We start from the raw sequence: 14,864 nt of genomic DNA on the forward strand, positions 1-14,864 counted from the left end.
GAAAGCCAACGGGAGCACCGCAACCACAAGTACGGTGTCCAAAGTCAACCGCACGGCCATCATTGAGACCCTCAAAGCCCATGGTCCGCTCTCGCGCGCCGGGATAGGTGAGCTTACGGGGCTAAGCCCGGCAACAGTCAACCGGTTGACCGGGAACCTTATCAAGGAGCGCCTGGTCGAAGTCGAGGGCCAGAAGGAATCGACTGGCGGCCGCCCTCCCCTCATCATCCGCTACACGGGACGGGCCAGGCTCGTGGCGGCAATCCAGCTGGCCGCCGATAAAGCGACCGGAATCCTGGTGGACTTCGACGGCGAAGTGGTGGAACGGCACCAAGCGGAGTTTGGAAGTGAGGAAGTGGGGGGTGCCAGCGCGGAAGGGGGCGCCGGGGGAGCGCGCCTGACCGTGACGCTCGGACTGCTCGATGCCCTGCTCGCTGCCGCCGAGGCACAAGGCAGGCCATGCCTCGGCGTCGGTGTCTCAGTCCCCGGCGTGGTGAGCGGGCCTGACGGCATCGTTAACAGCATCCCCGAACTAGGGTGGTCCAAGCTGCCGTTGGGAAAGATCCTGCGGGAGCGGACAAACGTTCCAGTCTTCCTGGAAAACGATGCAAACGCGATGGCCTTCGGCGAACTCCAACGCGGTGCGGGGCAGCACACTTCCAACTTGGTGGCACTGCTGCTGGGCAACGGCCTGGGTGCCGGTATTGTGACCGACGGCGTACTGCACCGCGGTGCGCGGTCCGCCGCCGGTGAAGTCGGCTACATGCTGATGGAACGGTCCTCGCTCCGGCGTTCGTTCGGTGAGCTTGGCGACCTGGAAGACAGAGTGGGCTCCCAGGCGCTGACCCGCGAGGCCAGGAAAAAGGGCATCAACGTTCCTGCCGGCACACTCCTTACGGCCCATGACATCCTGCTGCTTGCGGCCCAAGGGTCCGAACCTGCGGCGAGCGAATTGGCGGACGGGATCCTGGACATGATCTCCATGGCGATTGCAGCCATGGCGATCATCCTCGACCCCGAAGTGATCGTGGTTGGCAGTGGCCTTGCCACTAACTCAGACCTGATCATTCCGGGCATACGGGAGCGCCTGGAGGGGAGAATCCTCGAGGTGCCCCATCTGGTGCCGCCCGCCTTGGGCGCCGACGCCGTGATCATGGGCGCCGCTGAACTGGCCATGAACTCCGTGAGCGGTTTGACCTACTTGGCACACCACGGCGGGTAATCCGCCCGGAACCACAATTTTAGCGAGGCGCAATACTGTGCAAATCATTCTGTGCAAATCAACCTATGATGTAGGCCGACGCGCCGCGGACATCATCGAGGCCCGGCTCCGGCAAGGGCCAACCGTGTTGGGACTGGCCACAGGCGGCTCTCCAGCCCTCACCTACCAGGAGCTGATTCGTCGGCACCGCGAAGAAGGCTTGAGTTTTAGCCGCGTCAGCGCATTTACGCTCGACGAATACGCAGGGTTGCCGCCCGCCCATGTCCAGTCCTACTACTCCACAATCCGGAGAGAATTTGTGGATCACGTCGATATGCCGCTGGAGCGGCTCTACACACCTCAGGGCGATGCCGCTGATTTGAACGACGAAGCCGTCCGGTATGACCAGGCCATCAGTGCCGCGGGCGGAGTAGACGTACAGGTACTCGGTATCGGCACGAATGGGCATATCGGGTTCAACGAGCCGACGTCATCACTTCAATCCCGGACTCGGGTCAAAATGCTGGCAAGCCGGACACGGGCCGACAACGCGCGTTTCTTCGAGGACGAGGCAGAAGACGTACCCCGTTTGTGCCTGACACAGGGCCTGGGAACCATAGGGGAGGCGCGGCAAGTGGTGCTCGTGGCCCTTGGAAGCAACAAGGCGGCGGCCGTCCGGGCCATGGTTGAAGGTCCCATCAGTGCTCTCTGTCCAGCATCGGCCCTCCAACTGCATCCCCATGCCACGGTGGTGCTGGATCCGGCGGCAGCGGCGGACCTGGCGTTGGCCGACTACTACCGTGAGGCGCAGGAGCTGCACGATCAACTGTTGTGAGCGGGGCGGCGCTGCGCCAGGTGTTGGCGGAGCTTGACGGGGTGTAGAGCCCTCGGACCGAATGTGTGAAATCGACCGTGTTGCCCTGCGCCAGGTCCACCTCCTGCTCGGCGGTGAGCAGGCAGTAGCGGCTCAGCCGGCGCAGGTAGCCCGCGACGCCGTCGTCGTTAACCAGTTCAGCCATGTCATCCACTGCCGGACGGATCAAGCTGCTAACGGCAGACTAGGGGGCCGGTGTGACATTGAACGGGCCCCAAGCGAGTGCGTCTTGACACCTTCGAAGCCCCGGATTAACTTCAGCTTTAACGAGGCGATTCGCCCCTTCTCCACTACTTTGGGCGCAGGTTTTCCCGGTGCCGTGTGCCCGGGCGCTCCCGGAACGGAACCTCGGCTGCGTCGGCTGAGCGGGCCGCGCCGGGCCACATGCCTGGGGGATCCAATTCGGTCTCTCGCCTACAAGGAGCAGGAAATGTCGGAGGGTATTGGACTGATAGAGCGGTTTTACAAGGACGTCGTGGAGAGCGGAAATCTTGCCCTCATTGATGAGCTGGCGACGGACAGTTACGTCGATCACGAGGAAGGCCTTCCCGGGCAGCCGGCCGGCAAGGACGGCGTGAAATTCTTCGTGAACACCATGCGGTCCGCTTTCCCGGACATCAAGGTCAAGGCGATTGAGCCCTCAATGACCGCCGGCAACATGGAAGCATGCCACGTGATCCTGACCGGGACCCACCGTGGCGAGATGGCCGGCATCCCGGCCACGGGCAAGAGCGTCGAGTTCGACTGCACGGACATCATCCGGGTGGAGGACGGCAAGGTGGCCGAGCACTGGGGCACCACCGACAACCTGGCCCTCATGCAGCAGATCGGCGCGGTGGCCGTTGGCTGAGCGGCGCCACCACCCACGGCGGCACCAACCACGACGGCGACCGGACCGGCCGCCGTCGGGATCAGAACCGTTGGGATCAGAACCGTCGGGATCAGAACCGTCGAAACAGAAAAGGCTGCCCACGTTCCCCTCGGGAATCGTGGACAGCCTATCGTGTCAGCGGTAGCTCAGGCCCTGGGCGCGTACGCCTTCGGGAGTTTCAGGCCGCGCTCGTCCATCACGGTGCGCAGCCGGGTGGGGTAGTCGCTGATGAGGCCGTCCACGCCGAGGTCCATCAGCCGGTTCATGTCCGCGCTGGTGTTGACGGTCCAGGGGATCACCGGCAGGCCGAGGTTGTGGGCGTCGGCGATCATTCCCGGCGTGACGGAGCGGAAGGTAGGGGAGATGGCGTCGTAGCCTTGGGCGGCCGCGGCCTTGGCGAGGGATCCGCCGTAGCTGTCGATGTCGATGCCGCCGAGGTTGGGGCTGGCGCCGGGCTGGCCGACCTCGAGCCACGCGTCTCCGCTGGAGAGGGCGACGAGCGGCAGCTCCGGGGCGAGCTGTTTAGTGAGGTTCAGCGAGGACCAGTCGAACGACTGCACCGTGGAGCGCTCCGCCATGCCGGAGGCCTGGATCTCGGCGACCACGGCCTTGGACAGGGCCACCATGCCCGGGCCGCCGGCCTTGCCGTCCTCGACCTTGGTCTCGATGTTGAAGCGGACCTTGTTGGCCTCGGCGTCGTGCCCCAGCTTGAAGACGTCCGTGAGCTCGGCGATCCGGTTCCCCTCGATCACGTCCTGCTCGGGGAAGCCTTTCAGCTGGGTGAAACCGCAGTCCAGCGTCTTGATCTGCGCGAGCGACAGGTCCGCCACCCGGTCCCCGACATACGGGAAGGCGGGATCGCCCGGCGCGGCAGGCGCGGTGTCCTGGCACTTGTCGGCCTGGATGGTGTCGTCGTGCCAGACGATGATCTTGCCGTCGGTGGTCAGGTGGGTGTCCAGTTCCAGGGTGCTTACGCCCAGCTTCAGTGCGTTGGCGAAGGCGGCCAGGGATTCTTCGGTCCACTCGCCGCGGCCTCCGCGGTGCGCCTGGAGGTCGAAGGAGCCGTTGCGCTCGTTGGTCCTGACTTCAGAGGTGGCGGTTCCCGCAGCGTTCGACGACGGCGCGGAGCCGGCGTCGTCGTTGGGAGCGGCGGCGACGGCGGGGCTGGCCAGCGACGCGATGAGCGCGGCGGCGGCCGCGGCAGTCAGGACTGTGCGCATGGTGATGGTTCCTTCCGGGGTACGGATACCGGCGTTGAGCCGAAGACCCGTCCACGCTAGGGAACGCAGGTGGACCGCCGTGTTCCGGAAGCTGGACTCTGGGTGAATTGTGCGCGCCGGCTGCCGATGGCCCGGTTTCTCGGGTGGCTAGATGCCGGAGGCTCCCGTGTCGGTTCCACTCAGGGTGTCGATGTAATCCAGCGTTTTGGGGCTGACGTGCCGCACCGCCGCGAGGGCCTCACGGAGTACGGTTCTCCTGGCCGGGTCACCCAGGGCGTCCCGGAGTTCCATCACGGTGTCGATGCCCTGGCGCTCGAACACGCCCGTGATTTCCTCCATCTGGGCGAGACGCCCCGGAGAGGGCCAGTCGATAACGTCGGAGAGCTTCCCGGTATCGAGGCGCTGGCGGAATCCGCTGGTCGTGGCGGCGTCCGGCCAGGCCGCAATGAGGGCGTCGACCCGTGGTTTGACGGTCTCGTGGTAGTTCTGCCGCCGCTGCAACGTGGCGTCAACAATGATGGCCCCGATGTGATCCCAGCCGCGGCCGACGTCGGTCGAGGCGTCGGTGCCGGGCGAGGCGGCGAGCGCCGGAAGGTTGGCGGGATCATTGTCGATAGTCATAAGTGAATACTTCCACGTGCCGGTGGAGAGTGTGCGTTCGCGTCAGCCAGGAGGGGGTTTTTAGGTGGCGGTCCCTGCCTCGATCGCGTCCAGGTCCCGGACGGCGTAGCGGTGGTGCTCCCATTCCTCGTTGAGGATGGTGTGCAGGCAGGAGCGGACGGTCACCGGTTGGTCCGGGGCCCAGGGATTGCGGCGGCCCGCGGTCAGGTCTGCCGCGGTGAGTGTGGCGAGGTAGTCCCGCACCATGGCTGCCTTCTCGGCCCGGACCGCAAGCACCTCGGCATACGACGGCGAGACGTTTGAGAAGACGGCCGGATCGTACCCGTCGGTCTCATACTCGGCGTTGGGCTGACCGATGGGGTGGTACGGCTGTTCCAGCTCGAGGATTCCCCGGCCCAGCCACGTGTCCGTGGCCATGACCAGGTGGCGCAGGGTCTGGGCGAAGGACCACTCGCCGTCGACTGAGGTATCGACGGTGCCGGGCGGCATCGAAGCAACCCGCTGGAGCGTCGCCTGCCAGGTCCGCTCCACGATGGCCCAGGCTTGTCGGAGCCCGTCCGGGTCCTTGGCGCGCCTCTCGGCGCGGCCGGGGAAGCGGCGGTTGAGTTCCGCCTCGACGAAGGGGACGACGTCGACGCCGTTAATGTGCAGGGTGTTCCCGGCTGCGAGCAGCCACGGAGCGTCGATGTCCGCCCCGGCCGCGTCGACGGCGCGCATCACCGCGCCGGAGAGGTCGGACCGGACGAACCGGGCGCCGCGCAGGTTCACGTCGGTGAAGTGTGCGCCCCGGAGGTCATCGGACTGGGTGAAAGCTGCCATGCCGGCTACTCTGCCACGGCTGCGTCGGCCGCGCAGCACTTAGGCGGTACATGGCTGCAGCCGGCGGTCCTCTGAGCCTGAAACCGGACACCCGGCACCCATTTTCCGCAGGGCCGGATCGGTCCATAATGACCACATAAGCTTCGGGGACCCCTTGCGCCGGCGATGGAGGCGCGGCGTTGAAGAGTCCCAGGTGGCTGCCCCGGCTCGGCGCGAGGGGCGGTCACGGCTCCGGACCACGATTCCGGGGACCGAAACCGGGGGGAGCAACGCCATCACTGCGGTCATCGACGCACTGAAGGGAATCATCATGTTCAAGGATTCAAACATCATGGCTGTCCTCCCCGCGAAGGACATCAACAGGGCGAAGGAGTTCTACCGGGACAAGCTGGGCATCGAACCCTCAGAGTCCATGGAGGAGGGCAGCGTGATGTACAGCTGCGGCCAGGGAACCCGCTTCCTCGTGTACCAGACGGACAATGCGGGGACGGCCAAGAACACCCAGATGGGCTGGGAAACGGACAACCTGGAACGCGAGATGGAGGAGCTGCGGGGCCGCGGCGTCGTCTTTGAAGAGTACGACTTTCCCGGCCTGAAGACGGAGAACGGCGTGGCCACGGCGTCCTGGGGGAAGGCTGCCTGGTTCCTGGACAGCGAGGGCAACATCCTCAACATCGCCCAGCGCTCGTAGGCCGGAGGCTGACACCTCTTTGGTCGTTCTCAGGGCTGAGAACGGTCCGGGGTGCCAGCGGCACAGGCGTTCGGAGGGACGGCTCCACCTTCGTCTAAACGCCGTTTCTACGCGCCCCCGACGCCGTCGCCGTCCCGATCGAGCTTGCGGCCCTAGCCTGGCTGGCCCGGAAGGGTCGTTCGGCCGGAGCCAGCCGCCCACTTCCAAGGGCGCGGCACTGAGCAGGAAGGTCAGGGCTGGCCGTGGCAAGGGCTCGGAGTCCATCGCTAAGGGGACCAGGAAGTGTCCGTTGCGCGCGCAGATCAGCAGGTTCCCCGATCCACCCGCCACGTGCGGAACTAGCGGCGTATCCGATGCGAAGCGCCGGGCGGTAAGCGGGGCGGGGAAGGGTCAGACGTGCAGGACATATGTCTTTAGGTCATTCATGGTCTGCGTCATGTGGCTGTCCATCGCCTGGCGTGCCCGTTCGGGATCTCCGGATTCGAAGGCCTCCACGATGTGGCCATGTTCCTCAATCGCGTTGGCTTGAATCTGCACCACTTTGGACGTCTCTGCGCGCCGGGCAGCAAGCACAACGGACAGGGGCTTGAAGAGGACCGCCAGAAAAACATTTCCGGAGGCATGATGGATCACGTCGTGGAACGCAAGATCCGCTTCAACGAAGCGGGCTACGTCATTGGCTTGATGGGCTGAACGCATCGCAGCAAGGTGCCTGCGGATGCTCTCGAGATCCTCAGCAGACATGCGCTCGGCGGCAAGTTCGGCCGCTCCCGTTTCGAGCATCCGCCGCAGTTCGATCAATTGGATGGAGGCCAAAGCATCATTTTCGCCCTCGGAAACTGCGCGTAACACAGCCTCCATTGTCGTCCAGCGGTTTAGCGGATTCACAAACGTTCCGCGGCCACGCTCAATGCGCACCACACCCTGCGCTTCCAGGGTCTTGACCGCTTCGCGGATGGTCAACCGGCTGACTTCTTGTTGCGTCGTGAGCTCCAACTCTCCGGGGAGGGTTGATCCCGGGGGGAACTCGCCGGACAGAATTCGGTTTAACAGGTCATCGTAGACCATGCCGACCAGGGACTGACGTGCCACGTTGACCTTCCTGACTGTTGTCTGTTCATCATACGGTGACGGCTGGGGAGCGGACCTTCTTCCCCGGCCATATATACGATGTCAGATGTATGATCTAGGAGACAACCGGCCGGGAAAGAAGCATCCGTCGACCGAAGAAATTACTCTGGAAGGCAAACCATGGCACCTACAAACCAAACCGGCGTTTCAACTATCGCAGTGCTGGGGCTCGGCGCCATGGGCCTGCCGATGGCAGCCCGCCTAGCCGGTCAGTTAGCTGTTCGCGGCTTCGATATTAATGAAGACCGCCGGAGGCTGGGCAACGACGCCGGTATAGAAACCTTTGATTCCGCCCGTAAAACAGCGGCCGGAGCGAGCGTGGTTCTGGTCGCCGTGCGTAACGGTGACCAACTCAACAACGTACTTTTTGGCCCGAGAGGGGTCGCCGAGACCCTCACCCCTGACTCCGTCGTGATCCTGACCAGCACCGTCGGCACGGATTCCATCCCCGCCGCGGTGGACGGGCTGGCCAGGTACGGCATCGCACTGGTGGATGCCCCGCTGTCCGGAGGCCCTCTGCGCGCGGCTGCAGGAGATCTGCTGATCGTTGTGGGCGCAGAGCCGAAGCCATTGCAGCAGGTCCGCCCTGTCTTGGAACTGCTCGGGTCCACTATCACGGTGGTCGGAGATAGGCCCGGGGACGGCCAGGCCCTGAAGACTGTAAACCAACTGCTCTGCGGGGTGCACATTGCAGCGGCGGCCGAGGCTCTGGCGCTGGCAGATGCTCTCGGCCTTGATCTGGACAAGACGCTCGGGGCACTTCAGGCGGGGGCGGCAGGGTCCTTCATGTTGTCCAACCGGGGTCCGCGAATGATTCAGGCCTATGACGGTGACGGCGCCGAAGTGTTGAGCCGTCTGGACATCTTCGTCAAGGACATGGGAATTGTGGGCCGGGCGACGCGTACCGCCGGACTGCCGTCACCAGTGGCTGCTGCTGCCGAGCAGCTCTACCTGCTGGGTCAGGCTCAGGGCCTCGGGACTGCGGATGATTCCGCAGTCATCAGGGTCGTAGCACCAGCCAAGCATTCCTGACCAACAAAAGGGAGAACCGATGCGCACTCAACTCGACGTTCTAGTCACTTCTTCACTGGCCCGCGGAGCAGCCGTGCCGGCTTTCACTTGCTACGACTTCACCACGGCACTGGCCATCGTGGAGGCCGCCGAAGCTGCCGGCGCAGGGGTCATTTTGCTCGTTGCTCCCAAGACCGCAGCATCGAGATCCGGGCTTCGGCTGGTCCGAGCCCTGCGTGGCCTCGCCGACTCTGCCGCGGTTCCGGTCTGCGTGCAGCTTGACCATGCAAGCAACGTCGACAGTATTAGGGCTGCCGTGGCGGCTGGCGCGGACGCGGTTTTGGTGGACGGGTCGGCCTTGGAATATGAAGCGAACATCCAACTGGTCCGGTCCACACGGGATGCTATCGGCGATTCCAGCATTGTGCTGGAGGCTGAGCTTGGCGGCCTGGCCGGGGATGAGGACAGAGCTTTCGCCACGAAAGCCGCCGGACTAACCGATCCCGGCAAGGTGGCTGACTTTGTGACCCGCAGTGGTGCTCAGTTGCTCGCCGTTGCCGTCGGTAACGTGCACGGGAAATATGTGGGCACGCCCGAGCTCCGCTGGGGTCTCCTGCAGGCCATCGCAACCAGGACCAACACTCCTTTGGTTCTTCACGGAGCATCCGGGGTGCCTGCAGAAGACCTGGCCGGGACTCCCAAAATGGGGGTGGGGAAGGTCAACTTTAATACTGAGCTCCGCACCGGCGTTTTATCTGTTCTGGAGGAGCAAATCTTGACCCACCGCAGCGACGGCGAGAATCTACTCGGTTTGTTGGGACTATGGCAGGCGACAGTGCGGGACTTCACCGGGGCGTCCCTGGATACGCTGTCGGGACGCGTGGGCATCAGGTAGTCATCGCTCATTTTCGGCGATGACTACCTGACGAGGCGAACGCAATGGGCAGGAAGCTACGATCGCAGGCGCGTCGGTCTTCAGAATACGGAGCGCCAGGCACGCCTAAGTCCGTTTACTCCGCCCGTGATATCCCGGCGCCAAAAGTCCTCAAATCTGCGGAAAATCGAAGGTTGCGGGATCCCCGCTGGTGCGCAGACCGGACTCGAGCCCCGAGATCGAGGCAACCTCCTGCTCACTCAGGGAGAAATCGAAGACGTCGATGTTTTCCTGTATGCGTTCAGCAGCGACCGACTTGGGAATCACGATGTGTCCAAGCTGCAGATGCCACCGCAGGATGATCTGGGCGGGCGTGACTCCATGCGTTTCGGCGAGCCTCCGTACGACGGCACTGTTCAGATCCTCTCCTTGGCCGAGAGGGCTGTAGGCCTCAACGGCAATACCGCATTCGGCCGAGTAGCGGGTCAGGTCCGCCTGCTGGAAGCTCGGGTGGAGCTCGATCTGGTTTACGGCCGGGACGATTTCGCCCTCGGCCAGGATGCGGTCGAGGTGCGGTTCCAGGAAGTTGGACACGCCAATGGCCCGAACGGCACCCTCCGCGTAGAGCTTCTCGAGTGCCTTCCAGCTGTCGACGAAGCGATTCTGGCGCGGGTTGGGCCAGTGGATTAGATACAGGTCGACGACGTCGACTCCCAACTCCCCACGGCTGTTCTCGAAAGCGGCCAGGGCGCTTCATAGCCCTGATCGGCGTTGCGTAGCTTGGTCGTGATGAAGATCTCGCTTCGGGGGATTCCGCTCTCCCGGACTGCCTGGCCGACGCCCGCTTCGTTGGCGTAGGCCGCTGCGGTGTCGATATGGCGGTAGCCGGCATCCAGAGCCAGTTCAGTGGCACCTCGAACTTCGTCCGGTTCGATCTGGTAGACACCGAAGCCGAGCTGCGGAACCTTTACGGCGTTGTTAAGGACAATCGATGGAACGGTGGACACTGGTTCTCTTTTCGGTTGGGTCGGTGTTCTTCGTCAGGACCGTCAGGGCTCCCTGAGGGAAAGGTTCTACCGGTTGTAGCTAGACATGGGGCCGCGCAGCATCTTTCCGACGTCATCGCAGGCAGCCACAATTTCGGCAGGAAGCGGGCCCTCTTGCGCAACCCGGAGGTTGAATTGCAGTTGTTCGACGCGGGAAGCGCCCAGCAGGATGGCGCCCACAGCCCGCTGGCTTAGCAGCCAACGCAGCGAGAGTTCGACGAGCGTGATGCCGTGACTGTTGGAGATTTCCTTGAGCAAATCGATTGCGGCGAAAAGCCGTTGGTCCCAGTACCTCTTCTTGTACATGTCGGCCAGTTTTGAACTGCCGAACCGCCCTTCAGCGGGCATCTCCGTGAAACGGTGCTTTCCCGTGAGCAAGCCGCCGCCCAGCGGGTTGTAGACCATGGTCAGCAGGCCGGTTGTCGCAGCGAACTCGACGTACTCTTCTTCGACTCGTCTGGCCACCAGGTTGAAGAGCTGCTGAGCTACAACGGGACGCGGTGTGCCGATGGCGTCCGCTACGTGGTTCAGTTCGCTGATCTGCCATGCTGCGAAATTTGAGACGCCCAGGGCGCCGATCGTGCCCTGCTGCACCAACTCCGCGATGGCACCCATTGTCTCCTCCAGGGGCGTGGCACGGTCCGGCTGGTGCAGGTAGAACACGTCAATGCGGTCCACGCCCATCCGGCGAAGACTGCCTTGCACGGACCGCGACAGGCCGGCAGCCGAGAGCGGCGGATAACCGCCCGCGTCAGCATGCGGGATGCCTGCCTTGGACGCGAGCAGAAAGGAGTTCCGGCGCTTTGGCAGGAGGGACGCGAGTATCTCTTCGCTCGCTCCGCCCGCATAGCCGTTGGCCGTGTCAATGACGGTCACCCCCGCATCCAGCGCAGCATCCACCATCGAAGCAGCCTCGTGCGCGTCGACGGTGTCTCCAAAAGCCATGGTGCCGAGAACCATTTGCGAGATGGGTAGACCAAGGCCCTCAATACGCGTTCCGTGCATTGCGACTCTTCCTTTAGCAGGGCGTCCTCTGATCGGACTATCATCCTGCCAGTATTGCGCGAAACGCGCAATACGATGTAGCGTGTTTCGCGCAGGGTATGGGCGCTGTCGTTATGCTGCCTGCGGGTGTCGTCGTGGAAGGAATCGTTCCGGCGGCGTGTCGGCCGGTGACAGCACGGTTTCCCAAAACCGAGACCGAGAAGTGCGAAGAGGTCGGAATGAAGCGCATTATTGCTATCGCGGATGATCTTTCAGGCGCCGCCGAGACAGCAGCGGCCCTCACGCGGCTCGCTGCGCGGGTGCCGCAACCCGGGGGCGATGAGCGCTGCTACAAGGCACATATCGTGCTGGTTCCGGAAGATCCCGAGGCCGCCGGGTTCGAGCACCCCGGGCGTTCGTGCGTGGTCTTTGATTCGGACAGCCGCAGGTTGGATGCCCACCAAGCGTCCGTGCGGCTGGAAACGCTCTTGCGGGGCATCTATGAAAGCAGCGGAGGTGATCCCCTCGTCTTCCTCAAGGTTGACTCCCTTCTGCGCGGTCACATGTCCGCGGAGATCGGAGTGCTGCTCAAGCGAGGCCCGATTATATTCGCTCCTGCACTCCCGGTGCTGGGTCGCAGCACGGTTGGCGGAGTCGTTCACAGCGCCGGCATTCCCTTAAACGAGTCCTCGCTCTGGTCTGCCGAAAGGAAAGCGGCACCGGCAACCATTGCGGACGCATTGGCACCCCTGGCCTCCGGATTGGTCGGGTTGAACACCGTCCGCGGCGACGCAAGAGAACTGGACCGGGTTCTCAATGAGCTGGCAGATCGGCACGCAATCGCAGTTTGCGATGCCGAAACCACGGAAGATCTCGACATTATCGCCGCGGCAGCTCTGAGGCGGCAGGGAATCCAGCTAGTCGGCGCTTCGGCCCTCGCGGCGGCACTCTTCCGCGTCGTGGACTCAACGCGGCCCCTTACAGTCCGGACGTCCGGTCGGGATCGGAGGCAACAGCCGAACTCGTCCCCGGCCAGCGAGGCCAGTTTGCGCCGGACCTCGGCACCGAAGCCGGTACTCCTGGTTGTCGGGACAGCGTCAGCGCAGAGCCGAATTCAATTGCAGGCCCTGGCCTCCTTTGGAGTCTCACTGTTTTCAGTGACCCCGGCTGAGCTTCTCGCCGGCACCGCCGATTCCACCGCCCTGCGCACGGCATTGCTGGCCGGTCCGGTCGCAGTGAGTATCAGCGCGACGGAGACCGCCATTGAGAGCTCCACGCTCCTGACCGCAGCCCTCGCACGATTCATCGCTCCGATTGCCGAACGGCTTCCCCTGGTGCTCACCGGTGGCGAAACGGCTCGTGCCGTCTTGAACGCCCTGTACATCCGGTGGCTCGAACCAATCGCGGAAATCGAACACGGTGCGGTGCTGTCACGGACCGACCACGACACGATTGTCGTCACGAGACCCGGCACATTCGGCGGCCCTGACAGCCTGCGCACCATTCTTGGCTACATTCACTCACATCTGGCGTCCGAGACGGCAAGTCCACACATGCCAGGAAAGGCACACGCATGAAAACCCGTGATCCGCACGACGTTCCCTTCATCGCTGTCACAATGGGCGACGGCGCAGGCGTAGGACCTGAAGTTGTGGTCGCTGCTCTCCTGGACCCGCAGGTGATGGCGGAATGCCGGCCCGTCGTCATCGGCGATGCCCTCCGGCTGCGGCAAGCCGCTGATCTCCTTGGCGTCGAGTCCACCATCGTGCGGGTCGACAGCGTCAGCGACGCTTCATTCGCGCCGGGCCGCATTAACGTCATTGACCTTGCATTGCTCCCGGAAGATCTTCCCTGGGGGCAGCTTTCCGCGCTCGCCGGCAACGCGGCATACGAATACATCAGAGTCGCTGCAGAGTTGGCCATGTCCGGCGACGTCCAGGCAATCTGCACCGCTCCCTTGAACAAGGAGGCACTGCACGCGGCCGGCCACATCTACCCTGGCCACACAGAGCTCCTGGCCCGCCTCACCGGCACAGACGAGGTCTCCATGATGCTATCGACCAGCAAGATCAGAGTCATCCACGTGACCACGCACATCGGTTTGGTAGACGCAGTAAAGAAGATCAACCCAGGGCTCGTGGAACGCACGATTCGGCGGGGGCATGAGGCACTTGTGCGGGCGGGCATCCCCAACCCGAAAATCGGTGTCTGTGCTATCAACCCGCACGCCGGCGAGGGCGGACTATTCGGTCAGGGGGAAGAAGCGGAAAAAATCGAACCAGGTGTCCGGGCCGCGCGTGAAGCCGGTATCGATGTCTACGGTCCGCTGCCGGCAGACACACTCTTCTTCTTGGCAGGTCGCGGCGACTATGACCTTGTAGTAGCGATGTACCACGACCAGGGTCATGGCCCTGTCAAGGTTCTGGGTATCGAAGCCGGCGTGAACATTACCGTGGGGATGCCCGTCATCCGGACATCGGTCGATCACGGTACCGCCTTCGACATCGCCGGCAAGGGCGTCGCGGACCCGCGGAGCATGGTCGAAGCGTTGCATCAGGCCACCGAAATGGCCACCCGGCCGCCGGCCGATGACTAGACACGCCGGAATGCCGTACCGGAAAGGAAAGATGGCATGAGATCCTCGGACATTCGCCGGGAGGAAATCGTTAGCTTGGCCACCAGGGCTGGCACGGCCAACGTTGAGGACCTGTCCAGCCATTTCGGCGTCACCCCTTCAACAATTCGCCGGGATCTAGCCGCGCTGGACGCACAGGGCAGGCTGGCTCGAACCTACGGTGGCGCGCTCGGCCTGACCCCGCATCCCGAATCCTCACTACGCCAGCGCATGGGGGTGGCGTACGAGGAAAAGCAAGCCATCGCACGCTGGGCCGCGGCCCAGGTGAGGCTCGGCGAAAGTCTGCTGCTGGATGCCGGCTCCACTGTCGCCGCCGTCGCGCGTGAGCTACGTTCCGCCAAAGACCTTCGCGTGGCATCCGTCGGGCTCACGGTGCTCGAGGAACTCGCCGACGCCGGAGGTATCCAACTTGACTGCCTCGGGGGGCGAGTTCGCCGGCTGAGCCAGAGCCTCCTCGGTCCACTGACAGAAGCCGCACTGGAACGAATGACCTTTGATCGCGCCTTTCTAAGCGCCGACGCCGTCATGGCAGGCAGAGGCATCTGCGAAGCAGACCTAGAACAAACCAGGCTGAAAGAACTCATGGCTCAGAGAGCCGAGAAAGTCTATGTGCTTGCGCATGCAAGCAAGCTGGGCAAGAGCCCCTTCCACGCGTGGGCTCACCTCCCAATGCCGTGGAGCCTCGTCACGGACGATTCCGCGACTGGGGAAGACATCGAACCCTTCACGGCCGAGGGGATCGAAGTCTTTGTCGCGCCCCGCGCCGAACCCTGAGGCCCGGCCAAGCGTCGATTCCAAATTGGGACCCCAGGGTATTGACAAGCCCGAACCGCTGCTGAAAGATAAGTTGTAAGTCATCAGACATCCGGCGTCTTACCAAGAAGGA

The 14,864-nt window shown here is 63.7% G+C and carries 14 protein-coding genes and 2 pseudogenes; 9 read left to right on the forward strand and 7 right to left on the reverse strand.

The features are described 5' to 3' along the window. Nucleotides 1–34 precede the first annotated feature (34 nt). Both ACUYM2_RS04290 and nagB read left to right on the forward strand, forming a co-directional pair. Nucleotides 35–1,222: an ROK family transcriptional regulator gene (locus ACUYM2_RS04290; RefSeq protein ID WP_481598951.1), complete on the forward strand. Its 1,188-nt coding sequence runs from the start codon at nt 35–37 to the stop codon at nt 1,220–1,222. Between the two features lie 37 nt (nt 1,223–1,259). Beyond that, nucleotides 1,260–2,036 (forward strand): glucosamine-6-phosphate deaminase, encoded by a 777-nt coding sequence (nagB, locus tag ACUYM2_RS04295; protein WP_481598952.1) that lies wholly within the window; start codon nt 1,260–1,262, stop codon nt 2,034–2,036. A gap of 88 nt (nt 2,037–2,124) precedes the next feature. Here the strand turns inward: nagB and ACUYM2_RS04300 are convergent. After that, a pseudogene (locus ACUYM2_RS04300) lies at nt 2,125–2,220 on the reverse strand (sigma-70 factor domain-containing protein); the annotation flags it as partial. Nucleotides 2,221–2,505: 285 nt separating this feature from the next. Between ACUYM2_RS04300 and ACUYM2_RS04305 the strand changes: the two are divergent. Continuing rightward, a complete protein-coding gene (locus tag ACUYM2_RS04305; RefSeq protein WP_481598953.1) occupies nt 2,506–2,925 on the forward strand; it encodes an ester cyclase in 420 nt (139 codons plus the stop codon). 167 nt (nt 2,926–3,092) lie between these two features. On the opposite strand, the gene ACUYM2_RS04310 is transcribed toward ACUYM2_RS04305, so the two are convergent. The 3 genes from ACUYM2_RS04310 to ACUYM2_RS04320 all read right to left on the reverse strand — a co-directional run bounded on the left by ACUYM2_RS04310 (nt 3,093) and on the right by ACUYM2_RS04320 (nt 5,606). Continuing rightward, on the reverse strand, nt 3,093–4,166 hold the full coding sequence (locus tag ACUYM2_RS04310; protein ID WP_481598954.1) for a glycerophosphodiester phosphodiesterase family protein: 1,074 nt from the start codon (nt 4,164–4,166) through the stop codon (nt 3,093–3,095). 147 nt (nt 4,167–4,313) lie between these two features. Beyond that, on the reverse strand, nt 4,314–4,787 hold the full coding sequence (locus tag ACUYM2_RS04315; RefSeq protein ID WP_481598955.1) for a hypothetical protein: 474 nt from the start codon (nt 4,785–4,787) through the stop codon (nt 4,314–4,316). 60 nt (nt 4,788–4,847) lie between these two features. Continuing rightward, the gene (locus ACUYM2_RS04320) at nt 4,848–5,606 is read right to left on the reverse strand and encodes a DinB family protein (RefSeq protein ID WP_481598956.1); all 759 of its coding nucleotides are present in this window, start codon (nt 5,604–5,606) and stop codon (nt 4,848–4,850) included. Between the two features lie 310 nt (nt 5,607–5,916). Between ACUYM2_RS04320 and ACUYM2_RS04325 the strand changes: the two genes are divergently transcribed. Next, a complete protein-coding gene (locus ACUYM2_RS04325; protein ID WP_481601399.1) occupies nt 5,917–6,297 on the forward strand; it encodes a VOC family protein in 381 nt (126 codons plus the stop codon). Nucleotides 6,298–6,687: 390 nt separating this feature from the next. Here ACUYM2_RS04325 and ACUYM2_RS04330 read toward each other — a convergent pair whose 3' ends face one another. Then, nucleotides 6,688–7,389, reverse strand: coding sequence for a FadR/GntR family transcriptional regulator (locus ACUYM2_RS04330; RefSeq protein ID WP_481598957.1), 702 nt, complete (start codon nt 7,387–7,389; stop codon nt 6,688–6,690). A 159-nt stretch (nt 7,390–7,548) separates the two neighbouring features. On the opposite strand from ACUYM2_RS04330, the gene ACUYM2_RS04335 reads away from it, so the two are divergent. Next, nucleotides 7,549–8,460 (forward strand): NAD(P)-dependent oxidoreductase, encoded by a 912-nt coding sequence (locus ACUYM2_RS04335; protein ID WP_481598958.1) that lies wholly within the window; start codon nt 7,549–7,551, stop codon nt 8,458–8,460. A 19-nt stretch (nt 8,461–8,479) separates the two neighbouring features. Continuing rightward, complete coding sequence (locus tag ACUYM2_RS04340) at nt 8,480–9,334, forward strand: class II fructose-bisphosphate aldolase (RefSeq protein ID WP_481598959.1); 855 nt, start codon at nt 8,480–8,482, stop codon at nt 9,332–9,334. Nucleotides 9,335–9,484: 150 nt separating this feature from the next. On the opposite strand, the pseudogene ACUYM2_RS04345 reads toward ACUYM2_RS04340, so the two are convergent. Next, a pseudogene (locus ACUYM2_RS04345) lies at nt 9,485–10,320 on the reverse strand (aldo/keto reductase). Between the two features lie 66 nt (nt 10,321–10,386). Continuing rightward, nucleotides 10,387–11,364: an aldo/keto reductase gene (locus ACUYM2_RS04350; RefSeq protein WP_481598960.1), complete on the reverse strand. Its 978-nt coding sequence runs from the start codon at nt 11,362–11,364 to the stop codon at nt 10,387–10,389. A gap of 218 nt (nt 11,365–11,582) precedes the next feature. On the opposite strand from ACUYM2_RS04350, the gene ACUYM2_RS04355 reads away from it, so the two are divergent. From ACUYM2_RS04355 to ACUYM2_RS04365, 3 genes are read left to right on the forward strand one after another with little or no spacing between them, the layout of a single operon-like run. Next, nucleotides 11,583–12,920: a four-carbon acid sugar kinase family protein gene (locus ACUYM2_RS04355; RefSeq protein ID WP_481598961.1), complete on the forward strand. Its 1,338-nt coding sequence runs from the start codon at nt 11,583–11,585 to the stop codon at nt 12,918–12,920. Continuing rightward, nucleotides 12,917–13,939, forward strand: a complete 1,023-nt coding sequence (gene pdxA, locus ACUYM2_RS04360; RefSeq protein WP_481598962.1) for a 4-hydroxythreonine-4-phosphate dehydrogenase PdxA — start codon at nt 12,917–12,919, stop codon at nt 13,937–13,939. Before ACUYM2_RS04355 ends, pdxA begins: the two co-directional genes overlap by 4 nt. Nucleotides 13,940–13,975: 36 nt before the next feature. Further along, the gene (locus ACUYM2_RS04365) at nt 13,976–14,752 is read left to right on the forward strand and encodes a DeoR/GlpR family DNA-binding transcription regulator (protein WP_481598963.1); all 777 of its coding nucleotides are present in this window, start codon (nt 13,976–13,978) and stop codon (nt 14,750–14,752) included. Nucleotides 14,753–14,864: the final 112 nt, after the last annotated feature.

The organism is Arthrobacter sp. SD1074B (assembly GCF_056780195.1).